Below are 22101 nucleotides of genomic sequence, written 5' to 3' on the forward strand. Positions count from 1 at the left end.
CGAAAATTGAGCGGTTACGAACTTCCAGCCATCTCAAAGTGGCATAACGTCAGGCTGTGAAAAAACCTCCTTTTCCCCTAATTTCACAAATAATACATACTCATAAACGGCAATATAGTCGTTTTACTGCTAGCTGTTTTTTAGGCGGCAAATTGTCGCTCATTTTTAATACTGTCTTTAGAAAGCCTAAAATAGTTCGTTAGAAAGACAAAACAAGCTATTGCTTTATAGGGTGAGTTCCATTTTTTGAGTTTGGCAATTAAATCAGCCACGCCCAGTATATTGACCGAGCGTTTTATGTTGTATAGTTTAACCCCAAACCTCGCGAAGCCTTGGAGACGTTGTCATTCATTGCGGAACGCTCTTTAACCGAAACGTAAACATTTACATTTTGTAACATTTAACTATAATTAGTACACTAATAAAAAAACCATGATCTAATAAAGTAATAATATGAAAACTCAAGAAGGCGAATTTTTTATTGATAAAATGATTTTGAAGTACCAATCCCTATCAAAAAAGGAGAAATCAATTATTAATTTATGTTTAGGTGTGTTATTAGTTTTATTCATAATCGGAAAAATCTATAATGGTGGAGAAGTTATCGGAGAGTTTTTATATACCATTAGTCATTAAATTTTACAGAATTTAAAGCTTGTTTACCAACTGAAATCTCAATTGAAAAACCAAAACCGAATTGAATACGGAATTTAAGCTGTTGCGGAATTACTCACTCAAACGGAATTGAAAATACTTGCTGATTCAAAAACTGACAAAACTCAACCGAAAGACAAATCTTAATTTAACCCCTAATCACTTGTAGCAAGGGAACGTTAGGGGCAATGGCAACAGAGAAATTCCGGTGGAATTTACGCTGGCTTTTTTCATAGGTTTATGACTAAAACTGTGATTTAGAAAAGTGAAGTCTTGCAAAATAGAAACCTAAAAGTTACATTTTCTAGCAGAAGGTGGAAAAGCAAAACCGACAAACGAAACTTGCGAACGCTTTAAAGTTAGCAGAAATTTTAACACAACATTACAAATAAAAACAATGAAACAAATTTTACTTTTTTCCTTATTATTTTTAGGAAATTTAATGTCCGCTCAAAAAAAATATGATCAATTTTATGTAAATAATAAAAATGATACTATCAAATGTGAAATTATTAATTTCTCTAATAAAAGGGTAAATGTAATTGCAAACGGAGCAAAAATGAGTTTGAGTCCAAAGCTAATTAAATCTTTTTCATCATATACCTCTAATGGATATAGAACCTTTACTATTTTAAAAAATGATTTAAATAACTTCTATGAAGCAAATATTATAGGAAAAATATCATTTTATAAAGTTTATATAAGTAATGGCTATAATGGAATTTTACCCGTGATGGTTAAAGATGATAAAATTGTTTATTTAAATGTATTAAATCCAAGAAATAGAATTGCAGAATTAATAAGTGATTGCCCAAGTCTTTTAAAAGATTGGAATGAAACAGAAAATTATAAAACATCTGATAAGGAAAGAATTGTAAATGCATATAATCGTGATTGTGAATAAAAAAAATTCTGCTAACAGCCATTGAGCTAGCTGGAGTTTAGTGCAATTACCGTTTCGCATCAAGTTTTCGATAAGCTGAAAAGTGAGTGATTACGAATTTCCAGCCATCGTAAAGTGGCGAAACCCTGTATGCTGCTTTGCCCAGCTACAAACGCAAATCAGTATTAAATAGAAACTTTAAATTTACAACATTTAAAAAAAAGCACTATGAGTAATAGACGAAATTGGTTAAAGCAAACAAGTTTAGGTATTGTAGGTTTAGGTATTATTCCGTTTGAGAGTTTTGCAATTCCAACAAACGAAAATAGCACTAACGAAAAAAATATAAGTCTAATTCAGTTAAGGTCAAACGAAAATCCTTATGGCCCATCAGTTTTGGCTAGTAAAGCAATGAGAGATAGTGTGAGTGTCAGCAATCGCTATGATTGGGATTTGTTAGACGAACTAATGGAAAAAATTGCCCAAAAACATCATTTAACTTATCAAAACATATTATTAGGTGCCGGCTCTTCTGAAATTTTAAATTTAGTTGCTTTGTTTTGGTCAAAAAAATCAGGAAATTTAATTATTGCAGAAACTACGTTTGATTATTGGACAATAACAGCGGAAAATGCAGGTCTTAAAAAAATTGCAATCCCATTAACAGCAGATAAAAAACATGATTTATCTGCAATGTTAAATGCAATTGACACTGATACGAAAATGATTTATATATGTAATCCTAATAATCCAACTGGGACGATTTGTGCAAGTGAAGAACTTCTAAATTTCATAAATGAAGCCACAAAAAGAACGAAAGTTTTAGTAGATGAGGCTTACCTAGATTTTACCGACCAACCCTCACTTGCAAATCTTGTAACGGAGAATAAAAACTTAATTATTGCCAAAACCTTTTCTAAAATATATGCCTTAGCAGGTTCACGTATTGGATATGCAATAGCACATCCTGACACCATTAAGGAAATAAGTCAATTGCAATTTGCCGCAAATGGTAGTGTAAGTGTTGTCTCGGCTTCAGGAGCTTTAGCATCATTAAAGGATGATAAATTTGTAACAGATACTATTACATTTAACAATGAAGTAAGAAAATATACGGTTGATCAATTAGAGAATTTAAAAATACGTTGTATTCCGTCGCACGCAAACTTTGTCTATTTTTCATTAGAGAATTACAACAAAGACTTTTTTGAGCAATTAAAAAAGAATAATATTCAAGGAACTAAAATTTATGAAGAAAAGGGGAAATGGTCGAGAATTACAATTGGCACAATGAAAGAAATGAAACAATTTATTAAAGCATTAGAGTAAATATAAAAAACAGCACACAAACGCCGTTTAGCAATAAAACTATGAAATACATTAAAACATTAATCATTTTATTAGTCTTCACTAACTGTAAGGCTCAAGAAACTAAGATTCTTCTCAAACAAAAATTAATTTCTAATTTATCTAATACACCAATATATCAACATCTAACAGAAAATGTAGACGGTCAAATTAAATGGAAAGAAAATTTTAAATATTTAGATAGTATTGAAATTTTCAGCATAACATATTTAAGTGATGGCTTGAAAATAAATGGTCTTTTAGTAAAACCTAAAAAAGATGGGAAATATCCTTGTATAATTTATAATCGTGGTGGAAATAATGATTTTGGAGCTTTAGTAATTGCCAACGGAGCAATTACTCTTGGTCAAATTGCAAAAGAAGGTTATGTTGTAATCGCAAGTCAATATAGAGGAAATGCAGGAAGTGAAGGAAAAGAAGAATTTGGAGGCAAAGATGTAAATGATATTACTATACTTCCAAAAGTATTAAAAGAAATAAAAGAAGCTGATACTGAAAAAATTGGAATGTATGGCTGGAGTCGTGGAGGAATGATGACATATATTGCTTTAACAAAAATGAAAGAGATAAAAGTAGCTGTCGTTGGAGGAGCAGTTTCAGATATTTTTAGCTCAATTAAAGACAGACCCGAAATGGAAACTGATGTTCTATCAGAATTAATTCCCAATTATGCAGAAAACAAAGAAATAGAATTAGAGAAAAGGTCTGCTATCAAATGGGCAGACAAATTCCCAAAAAATATTCCGATTTTAATGATGCATGGAAATTCTGATTGGAGAGTTAAACCAACACAAAGTTTAAACCTTTCTTTAGAATTTGAAAAAAACAGAATTCCTTATAGACTAATAATGTTTGAAGGTGGTGACCATGGAGTTTCGGAACACGAAAAAGAAGTAAATGAACAAGTAATAAATTGGTTTGATAGGTATTTAAAGAATAATGAACCATTGCCAAATATGGCATATCACGGAAGATAAAAACGGCGTACAACAGCTGCGTTGATATCATGTGTGATTTAGTGGAATTAACTATTCGCATCCTATTTTCTGCAAAGCTAAAAAATGAAAGGTTACGAACCACATACCATCTCAAAGCAGCAAGACGTCAAACTGTCTAAAAACTTAAAACAAGTCTCTGAGATTTTTATATTTGAGATTTTTCATAGATAGGAGTCCAAATACAAAATGTAAAAGCATAGGTTATTAGACAAACTGACGTTGGCAGTAATACTCACCAATCCTGCATAGATTCTAAACAGTTATATATCAAAACGGCAAAGTAATTAAACGTTACAGCAAACCCTTAAAATTAAAAATTTCAGTCGAGTCGAATACTGATAAATACGCCACTAACTTTAGGCCTAAGTAGTGACTTGCATTTTAGTTCTGCCATTGGTACTGAAAATGTTGCCAACCGAAGATGAGAACGCTCAACTCATTTTAATAATGGGATTACAGATACCTCTAAAATTGGAATTTTAACACCCGAAAACGCTGTCTTTTATAAACTTTGTGATTCCCATAACCATACTATGCAAATACAACCATAAACTTAGCCAAAACCTTAATAAAAAAAGAATTTGCCTAGGAGAGGTATTTATAACAACAATATTAATGTTACATGTATCTATGTTACCACCTTTAATCCTTTTGAAGTAGTGGTTTTTTTAAGAAAAACCTTAACAAGACATGCAAGTGTTAAAGTTAACATATTGATTTTAAGACAGTATTAATAAAGTCCCCGTATTTAAATTGTAAACTGCAGATTAATAATTAAAACACTTATATATGAGTACAACATATTTGAATACCAAGTCAAGAGGATTAACCAAAACAGTAGCTGAATTCTCCAAACAGGATGGTCAGAGCAACAGTGAGTACCGTCAATTTATCAAGGAACAGGTGCTGGAGCATAGAAAAGAAGGAATGGACGTATTCAAATCCCCAAGACCAGGAGATGACCGAAATAACGAATAACTTCCTATCCACAATGGAAAAAGGAGTAAATAAAAAAGAAGTAAAAGGCTATTTAGGAAATCTAAATAGCCTTTTATCAATTTATCTAAAAAAGCAATAAAAACCATAAAGTATGACAATTAAATACCTATGAAACTAAAGCTAACACAGTATATAATTTATTACTAGTCCTCAACTACTTGCGAATCCTGAAGTGTCGGGACGCTGGAATTTACTATCTGTGATTTATTTAGTAAATTAGTTGCTTCAATGCGTAACAAAAAATATACCTAACGTTGTACTTCATTATGAAAACACTTAAAAATTAATAAATCATGAAACATCTTATTACAGCATTTGTTTTTGCAGGAATTTTGATTTCTTGTAATTCATCAGACAAAACAAAAACGGCAAAACAGGAATCCTCTGCAATGGAATCTGAAACAAAAAGTACATCAAATGATATCAATAAACAATTAAAGAATATTGATACTGATGAAGCTTTAATTGCAACAGCATTAATGGCTGCTCCCAAAGAAAGTAGATCCAAATGTAAAGTTATTGGATATAATATGGCAGGTGAATTTGTGACGCTCAAAGAAGGAGATAATGAATTTATTATTCTTGCAGATAATCCCAATCAGGATGGATTTAGTGCCGCATGTTATCATAAAGACCTCGAACCCTTTATGGCGAGAGGAAGAGCTTTAAGGGCAGAAGGAAAGACAGAACAAGAAGTCTTTGCTATCCGTGAAGCAGAGATGAAATCAGGTCAACTTAAAATAACACCTGGGTTGACGCTACAAATCTACTACGGGGCAAAGACAGTGTATGACCCTGCAGCCTCAAAAGTTGAAGGTGCGCAACTTCGCTATGTGGTATATTTACCTTGGGCCACATCAAAATCTACTGGTTTGCCAGAAGTTCCAATGGCTTCAAATCATCCTTGGATTATGAATTCCGGAACACATAAAGCGCACATTATGATTTCACCTTTACCAGAAGATAGAGAGTAGCCTTGATGAGGAACTATAAGTAATGATACCGCTGATTAAAACAAAACTAAAAAAGAGGAAATAACGAAACCACAACCCCCAGCATAATTTATTACAAGTTCTAGCCTACTTACTCTGCGAGACAAGCGAACTGGCTGAAAGCAATTTGCTCCCGGGAGCTATCTGGCCTATTCGGTCTGAATTTACTAAATTAGGTACTTAAAACACGTAAAAAAACATATACCAAACGTTGCCAACAATTAAAAAAATTTAAACTAAAAATTCAACAAATGGAAAAAATATGAATAATAGCAATATCGCTTTTTTTAATAATCACTTATGTTTTTTGGAGGGGTACTAGTGCTCATTTCAAAAAAGAATATGGTAAAAAGAGTTGGGAACTATGGGGGACGAGGACTTTTTATTGGCAAGGTGAATTATTAATCAGTGGAGGTATTACAATTCTACTACTGTTTGTTTTTAAATGGGCAAATGTATTGTCTTTTTAGAAGCCTAAAAAACAACTAAGCCGCCAAGACCGTGTTCCTACCTTCGCCGCCGTACGAATCTTTTTTTGTAGCTATAGCTAGCACTAATTTTCTATATTTAGTTAGTACTCTTTTTTTTTAGTAATGAGTAGCAATTATAAATTCCACAATGCAGAGTGTTTGTACGTTAAGAGCGCTACAATTGTAGCATTATCATTAGATGTATTTACCCATAATGATTACCAAAATTTATTAATTGAGTAAAGGATGTATCTGATCAAAAAAATAAAGGATTAGAAATTCATACTTGGTGTATTTGCGTTTTAGTGAAATTAAAAAAAATTATCGTGTTTTAGTCAATCGCAAATACACTGCTTTAAATTCCCCAACCTAGCAAATTGCCAGACCGTCAAACTGTCTAAAGACCCTTTTAAGAATTATGAGTTACTGCCTTTAAGAATAAATGAGTTGAAAAAAAGACATGGAATCAATCATTACACTCAACCCAAAACAGGGTGTTTCATAATAACTCAGTTATCAGTCCATACAGTTTAATGGTAATTCTACCTAAGAGTCAGAATTATTAAGAAGATTCAATTAGGATCTGCCAATCTTTATAATACTTCTAATAACGTCATCAAGTTGGTTGCAGCTTGCCAATATCATGTCACAAATATTACTGTTATTACTATCTAATAGCGTTTTGTCTAGAAGACCGGTAAGTCCGATTATATTACTTAGCGGCGCCCTAATAAGATGTGATTGTTGAAAAATGATTGTTGCCAAGATATTACTGTTTTTTTCAATCTCTTCTTTTGCCTTTTTTAAATGTAATTCTTCAGCAATATATTTTGTTATATTATATCCTATGCAGTATATCCCGACAGGTTTTTTTTGGTCATCAAACATGGCTTTATATTCCCACTGAGTATATACATACCCCCCATTCCCATCGTGTTTCCTAATTGTCGCCGGAAATAATTTGGTCGGGTTCTCAAAACATTTAGCAGCAACTTCGACGCAAGTATTCATATCGTCGGGATGCATTGTGATATGATAGGGTTGTCCTACAAAATTGCTGTTCACATGTAAAAATGCGTTAGCGTAATTTTCGTTTACATAAGAGTAATTGCCATCCATAGCAGTAGTTACCACATAAAATAAAGCCGAATCATTCAGTAATCCTCTAGTTTCTTCGAAATGTTTCATAACCCATTTTTCAATGCCTTAAATATAACAATAAATCCTACAAAGAGCCTCTTTTTTAATTCAAAATTAGGCTATCAGCCGATGAGGGCAATTTGCGGGAGAACCATATGGTACTAGGCAGTAGTGAAGCCAGTCATGCGTGATGCCCTAAAAAAGTCAGGTTTAACTAAAAAAGCCACCGTTCATACTTTACAGCATAGTTTTACTACCTATTTATTAGAGAGCGACACTGATATATATTACACTGAGGAATTACTAGCACATAGCAGTAGTAAAACGACTGAAATATACACCCGTGTAAGTACCAAAAGCCTACAACAAATAAAAAGTCAATTTGATGATTCGTACTATTTTATTTATACATTAGTACAATAATTAGCAGCAACTATTATGGCACAAAGCCAACCTAAATTGGGTGCATTGGAGCCATTTTAGCGCTAGTATATACAAGTTGTGCGTCACTTTAGAGCGACAGAAAACCGAAATGAAAATGAAAAAACATCATTGAAATTAACAAAAAAATGAAAAAATTAATTATTCCATCAATTGCAGGATTAATTTTCGCAGGTTTTTAATTTATGAACAAAATGGAACTTTTGGAATATCCGAAGTTATTGTTTTAATTATAACAGCAATTACATTACTTGGAGTATTATTTATAGTTAACAAAATGCCAAAAAATGACTAATTATTTACCTTTAATTTTCGGAATTTCATCTTTACTTCTTGGAATTTACTTGTTTTTAGTTTTTTTCGGTATTTACAAACCAAAAACTTCCGAAGAAACTGAAGAAAAATCAGAAAACATGAAATTAATGATGAAAGTAATATCTTTAATCTTAAAAGGTGGATATAACGTATTAAATCTTGATTCTGACACTTACAGAATAAACTCAAAAAAAGCAGAAACTAAATGGAGCGAAACTGCAAAAGATAGTTTAAACAAATATTGCTTAATTGGAATGAGGGAACAACCAAAAGAAAATTCAAAAATAAACTTTGATTATTGTAATTGCACAAGTGAAAAAATCATGAAAACTTATACGCAAATAGAATATGAAAAGATAATTAAAAAACCAATTGATGAACAATTTAAAGTGTTTTCTGAATTGGTAAAAGATTGCAAAGCAGAATTACAAAAGAAAATTGATAGTGTAGAAACAGCAAATAAATAAAAAGCGAACGCACAACAGCTAGGGTTTCGTTGCGTGCGTAGCACCAACAAAGAAACCCGGGTTGAACGGAACCAATTACACTTCCGCTATACTATGCACTTATCGTAAAGATTTTAAAGAGATATTCAAGAGGCTATTGCGCCTCTTTTTTTAATGAATAATAATGCCAGTGGTTTCCGAGTGTTTTCCATCACTTTAGAGCATAAATGCCCTTACCCGTCAAATTAATTTTCACAGTCCCGAGAGCTATCGGAAGAGTTTTGGCTATTGCCAAGATACCAAGCAGGAGGACCACGCTGATCAAAAAACATCAACCGGTATAAATGAGCTTTTAACCGTATTGTAATACGCATAGATATAGATTTTAAAAATGATATTGATGTAAAGTCAATAGCCTTGAAGTTAACTATTTTCTATAGCGGCATCGGTGGACAGAACTCGTCTTTCTACTAAAAACAATATTGTAAACTACTAAAAAGCAACATGTTGCATTTATATAAGTACATGTGTCGCCTCATTAAAAACCCAACTTTCTTACCGTTTGTTCAACTATTTTCGCTATTTTTGAGAGTAATAAAACGCAGGTTTTTTTTGACTGACGTTAGCAGTCAGTCAAAAAAAACCTGATTTCAATACTTTCTATTTTATCAAATGATTTGTTTTTATTACATCTCTTTTTTTAATTCTTGAAGCAATTGCTGTTTTATGAAATGAGAATCAACAAATGATCCGCTTATTCTAATTGGAATTGCTCGATGGAACACTGTAAGTAGTAGTAATCTATTTCTTTAAATGAAACTTATTTCACATCTGTAAAAATTATTATGTAAATAATTTCTATAGATTTTATTTATAATTAAATTAGATATGAAAATTAAGGATTGTAATTTAGTAATGCGATTTAGGCTAATTTTGGTAATGAAAGAAGATAACAACGAAAATATAAATCTATAAAACTTTTAAACATGGAAAATAATAACAATCCAGACCCTTCTAACGGTCAAGGTAAATGCCCTGTAAATCATGAACAGCTTCCATTAAATGAAGGCGCTACTATTGTTGAAACAAACCATGATGCATCAGCAGGTAAATGCCCAGTGATGCATGGCGGAAATACCTCTACCAAATCAAATGTTATGGATTGGTGGCCTAATGCACTTAATCTTGATATATTGAGTCAACATGATACTAAAACAAATCCTTTAGGACAAGAATTTAATTATCACGAAGAACTTAAGAAACTAGATATTGAAGCCTTAAAAAAAGATATGCATGCTTTAATGACGGATAGTCAAGAATGGTGGCCTGCAGATTGGGGACACTATGGAGGTTTGATGATACGTCTTTCTTGGCATTCTACTGGATCGTACCGTATTTCTGATGGTCGCGGAGGTGGTGGCGCAGGAAATCAACGTTTTGCACCTTTAAACTCTTGGCCAGACAATGTTAGTTTAGACAAAGCAAGAAGATTGCTATGGCCTATTAAGAAAAAATACGGAAATAAAGTGAGTTGGGCCGATTTAATTGTTTTGGCTGGTACAATTGCTTATGCTGATATGGGATTAACAACCTTTGGTTTTGCATTTGGACGTGAAGATATTTGGCACCCAGAAATAGATACGTATTGGGGAGCTGAAAAAGAATGGTTAGCGCCTAGTGATGAGCGTTATACTAATGTAGAGGATCCAAAAACAATGGAAAACCCTTTAGCTTCTGTACAAATGGGGCTAATTTATGTGAATCCAGAAGGAGTTAACGGAAAACCAGATCCTCTAAAAACTGCTGCTCAAGTACGTGAAACGTTTGAACGTATGGCGATGAATGATGAAGAAACGGTTGCTTTAACTGCTGGTGGACATACAGTAGGTAAATGTCACGGTAATGGTGATGCCAGTATTTTAGGACCAGATCCTGAAACTGCAGGTGTAGAAGAACAAGGATTAGGGTGGCACAACCCTAATAAATCAGGTAAAGGTCGCTATACGGTAACAAGTGGAATTGAGGGCGCATGGACTACAAACCCTACTAAATGGGACAATGGTTATTTTGAGATGTTATTTAAACATGAATGGCAGTCTGTCAAAAGTCCTGCAGGAGCATTTCAATGGGAACCAGTGACTATTAAAGAAGAAGATAGACCGGTAGATGTTGAAGATCCAAGTATTCGACAAAACCCAATAATGACTGACGCTGATATGGCTATGAAAGTAGATCCTATTTATAAAGAGATCTCATTGAAGTTCATGAACGACCAAGCTTATTTCTCAGAAACTTTTGCTCGTGCTTGGTTCAAGTTAACGCATAGAGATATGGGACCAAAAGTAAGATACTTTGGTACAGACGTACCACAAGAAGATTTAATATGGCAAGATCCTATTCCAGCAGGAACGACAGGGTATGACGTAGCCGCAGTAAAAGCCAAAATTGCTGCATCAGGATTATCTATTCCAGAAATGGTAAATACCGCTTGGGATAGCGCACGTACTTTCCGTGGATCTGATATGCGTGGTGGTGCCAATGGTGCCCGAATTCGTTTAGCTCCTCAAAAAGATTGGGAAGGAAATGAACCACAACGTTTAGCCTATGTTTTATCTGTTCTAGAGCCTATTGCTGCTGAGTTTGGCATTAGTATCGCTGATACAATTATTTTAGCGGGTAATCTAGGTATTGAGCAAGCTGCAAAAGCCGCAGGTGTTGCCGTTTCTGTTCCTTTTTCACCAGGTCGTGGAGATGCTACTGATGAAATGACTGATGCTGATTCTTTTGATCCATTAGAGCCTTTAGCAGATGGCTACCGTAACTATAGTAAAAAAGATTACATTGTAAGTTCAGAAGAATTAATGCTGGATCGCACACAATTAATGGGATTAACAGCTCCAGAAATGACCGTACTTGTTGGTGGTATGAGAATGTTAGGTACGAATTATGGTAATACAAAACATGGCGTTTTTACCAATACAATAGGTGCTTTGACTAATGATTTCTTTATCAACCTAACTGATATGCGCAACACTTGGAAACCAACAGAAAAAGGACTTTATGAAATTTGCGATCGCAAAACAGGATTAGTAAAATGGACCGCTACCAGTATGGATTTAGTATTTGGATCCAATTCTATTTTACGTTCTTACTCTGAAGTTTATGCACAAGACGACAACAAAGAAAAATTTGTACACGACTTTGTAAAAGCTTGGGCAAAAGTTATGGATGCTGATCGTTTCGATATAAAATTAAAATAGAATACTTATAGCTAATACTATAATCAATAGCGGTTTCGGTTCTATATCGAAACCGCTATTTTATTTATTACTGTTCTGATTAGTTGAGAAAATAATATTTAAAAAATGAAAGTTGTCTTAATAGGGAAAGAATACTAAGTAGCTATTGCACTCCTATTTACATCAATTTGGATTATCTTCAATACCCCAGGTATCCAAGCTTCGTAAAATATTTTCAAGAGATCGTCCTCTCTCGCTCAATTTATATTCCACTTTTGGAGGAACTACTGGAAAAACTTTTCTGGAAATAAGGCCGTCCGATTCTAATTCTCTTACGGTTTGGGTAAACATTTTATTTGAAATACCGGATATTTTCTTTTGTAACAATCCAGAACGTAAACCGCCATCCAATAAATGAAATAAAATCAAAGGTTTCCATTTAGTCCCTATTAAACTCATTGTATAATTCAGAGGACAATATTTTTTTTCGCTCATTTTAAAATATAAAACATTGATAATCCATATTTTACTCTTTTTAGTAACTATAATACTTTATGGTTAGTACTTGCTGTTTATGCAAATATAGCCTAAATTTGTAATCTAATACTATAACATATGACAACTAATACAAATTATCCAAAATCATTTTCTCATATCGGGATTACTGTTCCTAATATAAAAGAGGCTGTTAAATTCTACTCAGAAGTAATGGGCTGGTACATAATTATGGAACCATCTACAGTAAAGAAAGAAAAGGAAACGGCTATTGGCCAAATGTGTATTGACGTTTTTGGCGAAGATTGGGAAGAATTTGAAATTGCACATTTAGCAACTTCAGACGGCATTGGAATCGAATTATTCTCTTTCCCTCACGGAGTCAAGGAAGCGCCTGAATTCAATCCTTTCAATACGGGGCTATTTCATTTTTGTGTACAAGATCCAAATATTGAAGACCTCATCGAAAAAATCGTATCTTACGGTGGTAAACAAAGAATGCCTATTAGAGAATATTATCCAAATGAGAAGCCTTTTAAAATGTGTTACGTACAAGATCCTTTTGGAATCGTTTTCGAAATATACACGCACAGTTATGAACTGACTTATTCTTCTGGAGCCTACACGAAATAAAAAGGTTTAATAAGCTTATATTTGACCTTTAAAAACGCAACTAAAATGAAAAAAAGCCTTTATCTACTCTCTCTTTTTATAGTAGTAATTTCCTGTAAAGAGACGACAATCAAGAAAACAGAAACTGAAGTCCCACAACATACAGATAGTCTTACAACACAAGTGCAACAAGTCGCTGAATTCGTAGGGCAGCAAGTTACGGGTGTTACTGTGAGCAATACGGGGAAAATTTTCGTAAACTTTCCTAGATGGAGAAAAGGGGTTAAGAATTCGGTTGTTGAAATTACTAAAGACAATCAGCAAAATGCCTATCCGAATAAAGAATGGAATTCATGGGAAATTGGTGATGCAGTTGAAGAGCAAAAATTTATTGGCGTACAATCTGTTGTTGCTTTCGAAAATAAACTATATGTCTTAGACACCCGTAGTCCTCTATTTGGAAACGTTTTAGACGCACCCAGAATTTTTGTATTTAATCTTGATGATAACAAATTAGAGAAAACCTATCTATTACAAAAAGACAGCTACTATCCTAATTCTTACATTAACGATTTACGCGTTGATATAAAAAACAATAAAATCTATTGCACTGATTCTGGCAGAGCCGGATTGATTGTATTAGATATAACTTCTGGAAAATCTACTAGAGTTTTAGACAATCATTTTTCAACAAAAGCGGAGCAATCCTATTTGACTTTCGATACTAAAAAATGGGAGAATACGATTAATTCTGACGGAATTGCATTAGACACCAAGAATGACCTCCTCTATTTCCATACACTAACAGGCTATAGTTTATACTCAGTACCTACAAAGGTATTAGCTAATGGAACTAATAAAGAAATAGAAAAATCAGTAAAATTAGTAGCTAAAACCTCAGCTCCAGATGGAATGATACTTGACGAAAATGGCACATTATATTTTGCTGATTTAGAAAACAACAAAATTATGTACCGAAAAAAAGATGGCAGCATTCATACCCTAGTTGAAGGAGATGAAATTAGATGGGCTGATACGTTTAGTATTTATAACAACTACTTGTATTTCACAAACTCAAGGATTAATGAGGTTACAGCCGATATTTCCAACATGACTTTTACTTTGAATAAAATCGAATTGTCTAACAATTAAGAAAAGGAAAAAGCGACTTTCTGCTAAAAAAATCCAAAAGAAGACTGTATTTAAGGTAACTTAAATACAGTCTTCTTTGTTTGTTAATTACTTGATTGCTGTGTATTCGACACTCCAATTGCATTAGAAAATACCAATAACATCGTTGCCAATAAACTGCCTGATGATGATCACAAAGATAATTTAAAACTCAATCTATTCGAAGCTAATCAAAGATGAGGTAAATTAGCATCCTAATTTTACTACAAAGCAACTTTTTTCATCATATAAATGTAACAAATAATTAAACCGGCCGACTTATTACTATTAATTAAATTCCATTTTGAAAACTGAAATCAGCATTGTTCTAAAAGAATAACTCGCAATTTTCAATATAAAAAGGGAGGAAACTAATTTAATTTTAATCAAATATTAATTTACACCGTATGAAAAAGATAATGCTACCGCTTTTTCTTTTGCTCTCCTTAGCAGGACAAGCACAAATAAAAGCAGACGACGTAAACACTTTTACCCTGAAAAATGGAATGAAAATACTGGTAGTGAAAGACTTCTCAATCCCAAATGCAAATATGTATTTGTTTTACAAGGTAGGAAGCCGGAACGAATACCAAGGAATTACTGGTCTATCCCATTTTTTTGAACATATGATGTTTAATGGTGCAAAAAAATATGGTCCAAAATTATTTGACCAAACAATGGAATTTAATGGCGGGGCAAATAATGCCTATACTACTGAAAATGTTACGGTATACACGAACTGGTTTCCTACATCTGCTGCATCGGTTATATTTGATCTTGAAGGAGATCGAATATCCAGTTTGAGTATTGATCCTACGATGGTAGAAAGTGAAAGAGACGTAGTATTAAGCGAGCGTCGTACTGGTCTTGAAAATTCTCCTTGGCGTTTGTTGTCGCAATCCCTTCAGGCAACCGCTTTTCAAGAACACCCCTACCACTGGCCTGTTATGGGATATGAAGATGATATGAAGAATTGGACGCAACAAGACTTAGAACGGTATTTTAAAACATATTATGCGCCAAATAACTGCGTTGTTGTAGTAAGTGGCGCGATCAAAACTGAAGCGGTAAAACTATTAGCAGAGAAATACCTGGAACCAATTCCTGCTCAACCAGCTCCTCCAAAAGTTCATATTGTAGAACCTGCACAAACTGGAGAACGAAGAATAACTGTTCAAAAAGAAGTTGCTACCCCCTATCTTATGATTGGTTATCATACTCCTGAAACCAAACACGATGATTATTATGCTTTAAATATTCTTAGCTCAGTTCTTTCAAGCGGCAAATCATCCCGATTGTATGCTTCGCTTGTAGACAAAAAACAACTGGCTACCCAAGTTTTTACTGATTATGGCGATAGCTTTGATCCTGGTCTTTTCAATGTATATGCTGTAGCCAATAAAAATGTGGATGAAGTAGATTTGGAAAATGCAATATATGCTGAGATTGAAAAAATAAAAAAAGATGGAATTACCGAAACGGAATTGCAAAAAATAAAAAACCAAAAACTAATGGAATTTTACGACCAAGTAGAAACCATAGACGGAAAATCAAATAATATAGGTACTTACGAAGTGTTTTTTGGTGACTATCGAAAAATGTTTGATGCTCCAGCTAATTACAATAAAATAAAAATCGCTGATGTGCAGCGTGTTGCCAATGCCTATTTTACAAAAAGTAACCGAACAGTAGGAGTATTAAAAACAAATGTAGAAAACTAATCGTATGGAAAGTATTAACCAAAAAGTCATAATGATCTGTTTGCTTGTGATAACACAAATAAGCCTGTCAGCACAAAGTTATAAATTACCTAGTTACTCTACATTTAAATTACCAAATGGCCTCACTGTTTTTCTAATGGAACAACATGATGTACCCGTAATCAGTCTATCTACCATTATCCCCGCAGGTGCAATTTATGACAAAGACAAAGCAGGACTTGCATCATTGACTGCGACAGCTTTGAAACATGGTACTAAAAATTTCACAAAAGCAAAGTTAGATGAAGAACTCGATTTCATTGGCGCAGCCGTAAATACCTATTCTTCAAAAGAATACTCCGGAATTTCCTCCCATTTTGCAGCCAAGGACAAAGACAAGGTACTCTCGATAATTAAAGAAATATTGCTTAATCCTGTTTTTGACCCTGCTGAATTTGAAAAAGAAAAAAGTAGGCTATTGGTAAAGCTTGAACAACAAAAAGAAAGCCCGCAATCTGTGATAGGATCGTACTTTGAATCAATGCTTTACGGAGATCACGTTTATGGGAATATAATAACGGGCACTACGTCAACTGTGAGTAAATTAACCGTAAATGATCTCAGTACTTTTTATAAAACGAAATACAAACCTGACCATGCTGCCATAAGCGTAGTGGGTGATTTTTCTAGCAAGGAAATGAAAACCGCATTAACTGCTATGTTCTTAAAATGGGAAAAGACGTTAAAAGAAGAAGAAAGTCCTGCATCAAAAGCAATTAGCATTCCAAAAGAAAACAAAGTATTGCTAGTCAATAAGGACGATGCTAGAGAAACCACATTTTTCATTGGCTCTCCCGGTATAAGTAGAAACAATCCGGATTATGTTGCTATTGAAGTAGTCAACACTCTTTTTGGTGGGAGATTTACATCGATGCTAAATGATGAGTTGCGTGTAAACTCTGGTTTGACCTATGGAGCCAGTAGTCAATTTAAGGCATTAAAAAATGGTGGTTCCTTTGTTATCAGCACTTTTACAGACGTAAAAACTACAGAAGCAGCCATTGATAAGGCTCTCGAAGTCCTCACTAAATTGCATGAAAATGGTATTAATGAAAAAGCGTTGAGCTCTGCCAAAAATTACGTCAAAGGACAGTTTCCCCCACAATACGAAACGACCTCACAACAAGCCTATTTATTGACTCAAATGTTCTGGTATGATTTTGATAAAAGTTTCATTGACGATTTTGAAAAAAATGTTGACAACTTAGACTTGGCGAAAGCCAACCAAATCATTGCTAAATATTTCCCCAAAGACAAGCTACAGTTTGTGCTGATAGGGAAAGCAGATGAGATTAAAAACATTGCAAAAAAATATGGTACAGTAACCCAAGTAGAAATAAAGGACGACCCTAAGGAAAATCTTTAATTACTATCCAAGCGGAAATTTTATTTCCGCTTTTATTATTTTTAATAACTACTTAATAAAACTCAAAACGGCAATTCCTGATAAATAAATGCACTATTATTAAAAGTGTTTTTTTGTCAAAATTACCGGAGTATAGTTTAATAAATAATTACAAAAAGACCGCTCTTAAATTAATTTAATAGCGGTCTTTTTTATCGAATTGATTGCTATTCTTTTTAGTCCAATATTCAAATTGCATTAAAAAATCCCCAATCTTACCTTTGGAGTAGTCACTCCTATTTGCGTATTTACTCTCGTTCTGTTGGATCTGTTTTCATAACGTGGCTCACTATATCCATAGTAATAATGGCCTGCATATTGATACCAATAGTCACTGTGATGACAATGATTATCACAATGATCATGGTGCGCTGCATACCCTTCTTTTTTACCTTGAAGGTAAGCTCGGTGCGCTCTTCTGTCGTTTTTCTTTAATTCCTTTTCGTACTTTTTTTGTTCCTCCCAGAAAGCACGTTCTTCCGTTTTGCTTTTTGCTTCAAACTGTTGTTCGTATAGCGCGTCTTCTAAACCTCTTTGTTCATAATAGGATACACTATGTTTTGTTTCTACTTCGGTATCATTAGTAACTCTAGCCTTTTGCGCATTCGCATTGGGTAAGAAAGAAAAAATAATTAGTATTAATAGGGCTTTAACTGTTTTCATAATTTTAAAATTAGTGTTATTACAATAGTATCTCATTGGTAACTTCAATAGTAAGACAACTGCAAACTAGTTTACCCTACCTTACTATTCACTAATTATTAAAAAATATTTATTTCATCTCACTTTTAATAAAGCCAATAACCTCATCAAAACGATCACTCCACGGATAAAAGTACTGCGTAACCATAGGAACATGTTTTTTATCCAATCGTACCGATTGAACTCCTGGCTGAAAGGCATGCAAGGCATCAATAAAACGCTTATTGGTTGTTTTTATGGATGTGTACGTTTTATCACCAACATAAATTAAGAAAGGAGGTGTGTTTTTATTCAAAAAATAAATGGGCGAGGCATCTTGCCATTTAGTGGGCGAAGTACCCCATGTCGCTATATAATTGTGATCCATAGTAGGTGGATTTTCCTCTAAATAATGTTTCATATCTAATCCAGCGGCATCGTTCAAGATTATTCCGGAAATACTTTTAGGATCAATTCCGTACTTCGGATTCATAACGGCTAATGCGCCCAAATGACCTCCTGCTGAATGTCCAGTTACAAAGACTGCGTTAGGGTTACCCTTGTATTTACTGATACTGTCTTTCGTCCATTGAATCACGGAAGCAATTTGCTTGGTCATCCCGTCATAATCCATATCTGGACTCAAAGTATAATCTGGAATAACAGTTACTACTCCTTTCCGTGCAAAGTTCCTGCCTAACAAATCATACGTCCCCTTTCGCCCACTATTCCAGTAACCTCCATGTACAAATATCAGCACGGGAAGTTGTTTTGCTTTTGAATTTCTGGGAACAAAAACATTCAATCTCGGTGTGGCTATTGTGCTTTCTTTTGAAGTTTCTAAATAAGAAGCATCTTTTATTTTTTTTGAGGCACAACTCCCCAACAAAACACTATTAAGGAGAATTAGAATCGCAATTTTATAACGCATGTTTTTTTTTTACAAATATATAAATTAAAGAAAAAGCAGCCGCAATTATTACTAAAAGCTATCGTGCCATTTTCCTACCAATGAAATTAAACAATATCATAACAGAAGGAAGTGGAATTGATTAGCTTTGTAACGGCACGTAATAATTTAAAATGAATGATAGATTCGCAGTTACTATTGCGAACACCATTAGCAAAGTGAATCAGAAATGAGAAAATAATTTTTCTTCAATTCAAACTTGCACTTTAATAAAAAAGAAAAACATGAAGCACACTATATTAATCGTTCCCGGATTAGGAGACTCAGGAGAGACACATTGGCAAAACTATTGGTTACAGCATTTTGAAAATTCCAAAAAAGTGATTCAGAATGATTGGGACAACCCCATTTTAAAAGATTGGTTGGAGAGCCTCAACACTTCAATCGAATCTACGGAAGGCGAAATTATTATTGTTGCGCATAGTCTTGCCTGCTCACTGATTAGTCATTGGTCAAAAGAAAATAAAGTACATAAAATAGTGGGAGCCCTACTTGTTGCACCAGCAGATGTAGATTGTCCCGAACATACACCCGAGGAAACCCGTAATTTCTCACCAATCCCTTTAGTAAAACTAGATTATCCTTCGATTGTAATTACAAGTTCTAATGATCCTTATATTTCAGTAGAAAGAGCCGCATTTCTAGCGGAAAAATGGGGAAGTTCTTTTTTAAATATTGGCGAGAAAGGACATCTCAATTCAGAGTCAAAATTAGAATACTGGGAGGAAGGACAAGAAATCCTACAATCGCTATTGGAGAGAATAAAAGGAAATCATTAATTTTATAACGCATTTTCCTTTTTTCGAAAATTAAAATAACGAGAAAATTATCTACGTATTCTTGAATTGTATTTTTAACCATCAGTTGTTTTACCTATGTTGAGAATACTAAAAACAGCACAATCACTAGAAAATAGAATTGGGTTAAATCCTCGGGCGGCATTGATAGAAGTACAGCAACGCCATAGTCAAACGTAAAATCAATTCGATTAGAAATCTCAAACACAAAAATAAAAAAGTATGTAAATGAGTTTTTAGTTCTTGTATACTCCTACTCTATTCAAATTGGCACTGCCATTTTTGCACGAGAAAGAGAGTTAGTTGTATACTAAAATGATTCAAAATAATCTGTTGCAAGAAATTATAATCAATTGCCCCTTACCGACGAATGTTACGACTCCTACCTTAATAGAAAAAAGAATAAAGCTGTTTGCTATACTTATTCCAACCAATAAAACGACTCAAACATTATTTACTCCTCGGTGCAAGCAAACGAAGTTTACTATATATTTACCTGTCAAATAGATTCATTTTGTCTCTGCTTTCAAGCGCAACATTATTTAGCATATGGAAAGAATAAATAAAGTAGCACAAGTCACGCTACTGTTTTGGTTAATGAAAATTATCGCAACAACCTTAGGCGAAACTCTAGGTGATTATATTGCTCAAACACTAGATCTTGGCTATACAATTGCTTTAGTTGTTACGCTACTTTTCTTTGTTGTAGCCCTGTCCGTTCAATTGTTTACAAAAAAATACATTCCTGTTTTCTATTGGCTCGTCATCATTGCGACAACAACGCTGGGAACAGAAATATCTGATTTCATTGATCGAAGTTTACACTTAGGTTATACTGTTGGTAGCTTGATCTTGTTTTGCTGTTTAGCGCTAACATTACTACTCTGGCATAAAAGGTTCAAAAATTTAAATGTCTATCCTATTATAGACAGAGACAAGGAAATTTATTATTGGTTGGCCATCCTTTTTTCGAACAGCTTAGGAACTGCTTTTGGAGATTATTTAAGTGATGTAGTTGGGCTGACTTATTTAAACGGAGCACTTGTTACAGCAGCTGTAATTCTGATTGTGGTAGCCTTACATTATGCTACAAAAATAAACCATATTCTGCTCTTTTGGGTTGCTTTCATTTTCACAAGACCTTTTGGAGCCACCTTCGGAGACTTTTTGACGAAACCAATTGCAAAAGGAGGATTAGACTTAGGGACTTTAGCAGCCTCAATAGTTTCGCTTTTATTAATGACAACACTTATAATTATTGCTCATAGAAAAGGAAATACTGAAAGTACTTAGCCAAAGATAAATTACTCAAACCTTTTTGATAACAGAATTTAATTAGTAAGCAAAATGGAAAATATCAAAATATTTATAAACTACATCGCAGCAGCTATTGAAATCATAGGATGTATTACTATTTTTATAGGCGTTCTTTATTCCCTGGGAAAATCACTTTTATTATTTTTCAAAAAAGAACCGGAACCCTTTATTGAATTGAGACAAACTCTGGGAAAATCAATACTTTTGGGACTAGAAATACTGATTGCCGCAGATATAATTGCCACAGTAGTTGCAGAGCCTACACTCGAATCCGTATCTATTTTAGGCCTAATTGTATTTATCAGAACCATCATGAGTTTATCGTTGCAAGTCGAACTTGAAGGTAAATTTCCATGGCAAAAAAATTTAAATAAATAACCCTTAAGCAAATGAACATAACATGTTAGCAAAAAAAAATTGGCACCAAAAACATTTTGACAACTTAGGATTTGGGAGCCGCCTAGCCGATTCTGTGGCTAAAAGTATGGGGTCTTGGAAATTCATAATTATACAAACCGTTTTAGTCGTTCTATGGATGACCTTAAACTTAGTTGCTTTTATGAAGCATTGGGATGTCTATCCTTTTATTTTGCTTAATCTGCTGTTCTCTACACAAGCGGCTTATGCAGCTCCGATTATCATGATGTCTCAAAACAGACAAAACGAAAGAGACCGGGCTCAAGCACAAGCAGATTATCAGACTAATCTTGATGCCAAACTAGAAATAGAAGCACTGACATCTAAACTGAATAGCATTGAAGTCTACAAATTAGATAAAATAATAAGATTGTTAGAACAAATGGAAAGACAGCCTAAATAAAGGATGAAATCATACATCTCAATTTAAGTTTTTCTTGATTTTCACTTTATAAAACTAAATTAATAATAAGTTCATTTAGCCCGAAACAATTAGGGTATAAATGAGCTTATTATTTTTACAATATTTAAA

At 33.7% G+C, this 22101-nt stretch carries 21 protein-coding genes; 17 read left to right on the forward strand and 4 right to left on the reverse strand.

Annotated elements, in window-relative coordinates:
- The first annotated feature begins 453 nt into the window (after positions 1 to 453).
- From QO182_RS00005 to QO182_RS00030, 6 genes are all read left to right on the forward strand, one after another.
- Positions 454 to 636, forward strand: coding sequence for a hypothetical protein (locus QO182_RS00005; protein ID WP_371559171.1), 183 nt, complete (start codon positions 454 to 456; stop codon positions 634 to 636).
- A gap of 415 nt (positions 637 to 1051) precedes the next feature.
- The gene (locus QO182_RS00010) at positions 1052 to 1558 is read left to right on the forward strand and encodes a hypothetical protein (RefSeq protein WP_371559173.1); all 507 of its coding nucleotides are present in this window, start codon (positions 1052 to 1054) and stop codon (positions 1556 to 1558) included.
- Positions 1559 to 1765: 207 nt separating this feature from the next.
- A complete protein-coding gene (locus QO182_RS00015; protein ID WP_371559175.1) occupies positions 1766 to 2866 on the forward strand; it encodes a histidinol-phosphate transaminase in 1101 nt (366 codons plus the stop codon).
- Between the two features lie 41 nt (positions 2867 to 2907).
- On the forward strand, positions 2908 to 3882 hold the full coding sequence (locus tag QO182_RS00020) for an alpha/beta hydrolase family protein (RefSeq protein WP_371559178.1): 975 nt from the start codon (positions 2908 to 2910) through the stop codon (positions 3880 to 3882).
- 810 nt (positions 3883 to 4692) lie between these two features.
- On the forward strand, positions 4693 to 4881 hold the full coding sequence (locus QO182_RS00025) for a hypothetical protein (protein ID WP_371542703.1): 189 nt from the start codon (positions 4693 to 4695) through the stop codon (positions 4879 to 4881).
- A 314-nt stretch (positions 4882 to 5195) separates the two neighbouring features.
- Positions 5196 to 5876: a hypothetical protein gene (locus QO182_RS00030; RefSeq protein ID WP_371559181.1), complete on the forward strand. Its 681-nt coding sequence runs from the start codon at positions 5196 to 5198 to the stop codon at positions 5874 to 5876.
- A 1064-nt stretch (positions 5877 to 6940) separates the two neighbouring features.
- Here the strand turns inward: QO182_RS00030 and QO182_RS00035 are convergent.
- Positions 6941 to 7552: a PAS domain-containing protein gene (locus tag QO182_RS00035; RefSeq protein ID WP_371559184.1), complete on the reverse strand. Its 612-nt coding sequence runs from the start codon at positions 7550 to 7552 to the stop codon at positions 6941 to 6943.
- A 135-nt stretch (positions 7553 to 7687) separates the two neighbouring features.
- Here QO182_RS00035 and QO182_RS00040 point away from each other — a divergent pair, with 135 nt between their 5' ends.
- The 3 genes from QO182_RS00040 to katG all read left to right on the forward strand — a co-directional run bounded on the left by QO182_RS00040 (position 7688) and on the right by katG (position 11966).
- Positions 7688 to 7927 (forward strand): tyrosine-type recombinase/integrase, encoded by a 240-nt coding sequence (locus QO182_RS00040; protein ID WP_371559550.1) that lies wholly within the window; start codon positions 7688 to 7690, stop codon positions 7925 to 7927.
- Positions 7928 to 8232: 305 nt separating this feature from the next.
- Entirely contained in the window at positions 8233 to 8727 is a 495-nt protein-coding gene (locus QO182_RS00045) for a hypothetical protein (protein WP_371559187.1), read from the forward strand.
- A 965-nt stretch (positions 8728 to 9692) separates the two neighbouring features.
- Complete coding sequence (katG, locus tag QO182_RS00050; protein ID WP_371559189.1) at positions 9693 to 11966, forward strand: catalase/peroxidase HPI; 2274 nt, start codon at positions 9693 to 9695, stop codon at positions 11964 to 11966.
- Between the two features lie 162 nt (positions 11967 to 12128).
- Here katG and QO182_RS00055 read toward each other — a convergent pair whose 3' ends face one another.
- A complete protein-coding gene (locus QO182_RS00055; RefSeq protein WP_371559191.1) occupies positions 12129 to 12440 on the reverse strand; it encodes a winged helix-turn-helix transcriptional regulator in 312 nt (103 codons plus the stop codon).
- Between the two features lie 120 nt (positions 12441 to 12560).
- Here QO182_RS00055 and QO182_RS00060 point away from each other — a divergent pair, with 120 nt between their 5' ends.
- From QO182_RS00060 to QO182_RS00075, 4 genes are all read left to right on the forward strand, one after another.
- Positions 12561 to 13073, forward strand: a complete 513-nt coding sequence (locus tag QO182_RS00060; RefSeq protein ID WP_371542731.1) for a VOC family protein — start codon at positions 12561 to 12563, stop codon at positions 13071 to 13073.
- A gap of 45 nt (positions 13074 to 13118) precedes the next feature.
- Positions 13119 to 14204 carry an L-dopachrome tautomerase-related protein gene (locus QO182_RS00065; RefSeq protein ID WP_371559193.1) on the forward strand — a complete coding sequence of 362 codons (1086 nt, stop codon included), beginning with the start codon at positions 13119 to 13121 and terminating at the stop codon, positions 14202 to 14204.
- A 425-nt stretch (positions 14205 to 14629) separates the two neighbouring features.
- Complete coding sequence (locus QO182_RS00070; protein ID WP_371559195.1) at positions 14630 to 15943, forward strand: M16 family metallopeptidase; 1314 nt, start codon at positions 14630 to 14632, stop codon at positions 15941 to 15943.
- A gap of 4 nt (positions 15944 to 15947) precedes the next feature.
- On the forward strand, positions 15948 to 17348 hold the full coding sequence (locus QO182_RS00075; protein ID WP_371542738.1) for a M16 family metallopeptidase: 1401 nt from the start codon (positions 15948 to 15950) through the stop codon (positions 17346 to 17348).
- A gap of 237 nt (positions 17349 to 17585) precedes the next feature.
- On the opposite strand, the gene QO182_RS00080 is transcribed toward QO182_RS00075, so the two are convergent.
- Both QO182_RS00080 and QO182_RS00085 read right to left on the reverse strand, forming a co-directional pair.
- Positions 17586 to 18050 carry a hypothetical protein gene (locus QO182_RS00080; RefSeq protein ID WP_371559197.1) on the reverse strand — a complete coding sequence of 155 codons (465 nt, stop codon included), beginning with the start codon at positions 18048 to 18050 and terminating at the stop codon, positions 17586 to 17588.
- Between the two features lie 109 nt (positions 18051 to 18159).
- Positions 18160 to 18999, reverse strand: coding sequence for an alpha/beta hydrolase (locus QO182_RS00085; protein ID WP_371559199.1), 840 nt, complete (start codon positions 18997 to 18999; stop codon positions 18160 to 18162).
- Between the two features lie 263 nt (positions 19000 to 19262).
- Here QO182_RS00085 and QO182_RS00090 point away from each other — a divergent pair, with 263 nt between their 5' ends.
- The 4 genes from QO182_RS00090 to QO182_RS00105 all read left to right on the forward strand — a co-directional run bounded on the left by QO182_RS00090 (position 19263) and on the right by QO182_RS00105 (position 21972).
- A complete protein-coding gene (locus QO182_RS00090) occupies positions 19263 to 19817 on the forward strand; it encodes an RBBP9/YdeN family alpha/beta hydrolase (RefSeq protein WP_371542746.1) in 555 nt (184 codons plus the stop codon).
- Between the two features lie 567 nt (positions 19818 to 20384).
- On the forward strand, positions 20385 to 21128 hold the full coding sequence (locus tag QO182_RS00095) for a hypothetical protein (protein WP_371559201.1): 744 nt from the start codon (positions 20385 to 20387) through the stop codon (positions 21126 to 21128).
- Between the two features lie 54 nt (positions 21129 to 21182).
- Positions 21183 to 21530, forward strand: a complete 348-nt coding sequence (locus QO182_RS00100; RefSeq protein WP_371542751.1) for a DUF1622 domain-containing protein — start codon at positions 21183 to 21185, stop codon at positions 21528 to 21530.
- 22 nt (positions 21531 to 21552) lie between these two features.
- Positions 21553 to 21972 (forward strand): DUF1003 domain-containing protein, encoded by a 420-nt coding sequence (locus tag QO182_RS00105; RefSeq protein WP_371559203.1) that lies wholly within the window; start codon positions 21553 to 21555, stop codon positions 21970 to 21972.
- The last annotated feature ends 129 nt before the right edge of the window (positions 21973 to 22101 follow it).

Source organism: Flavobacterium sp. Arc2 (assembly GCF_041431385.1).
Lineage (GTDB): Bacteria > Bacteroidota > Bacteroidia > Flavobacteriales > Flavobacteriaceae > Flavobacterium.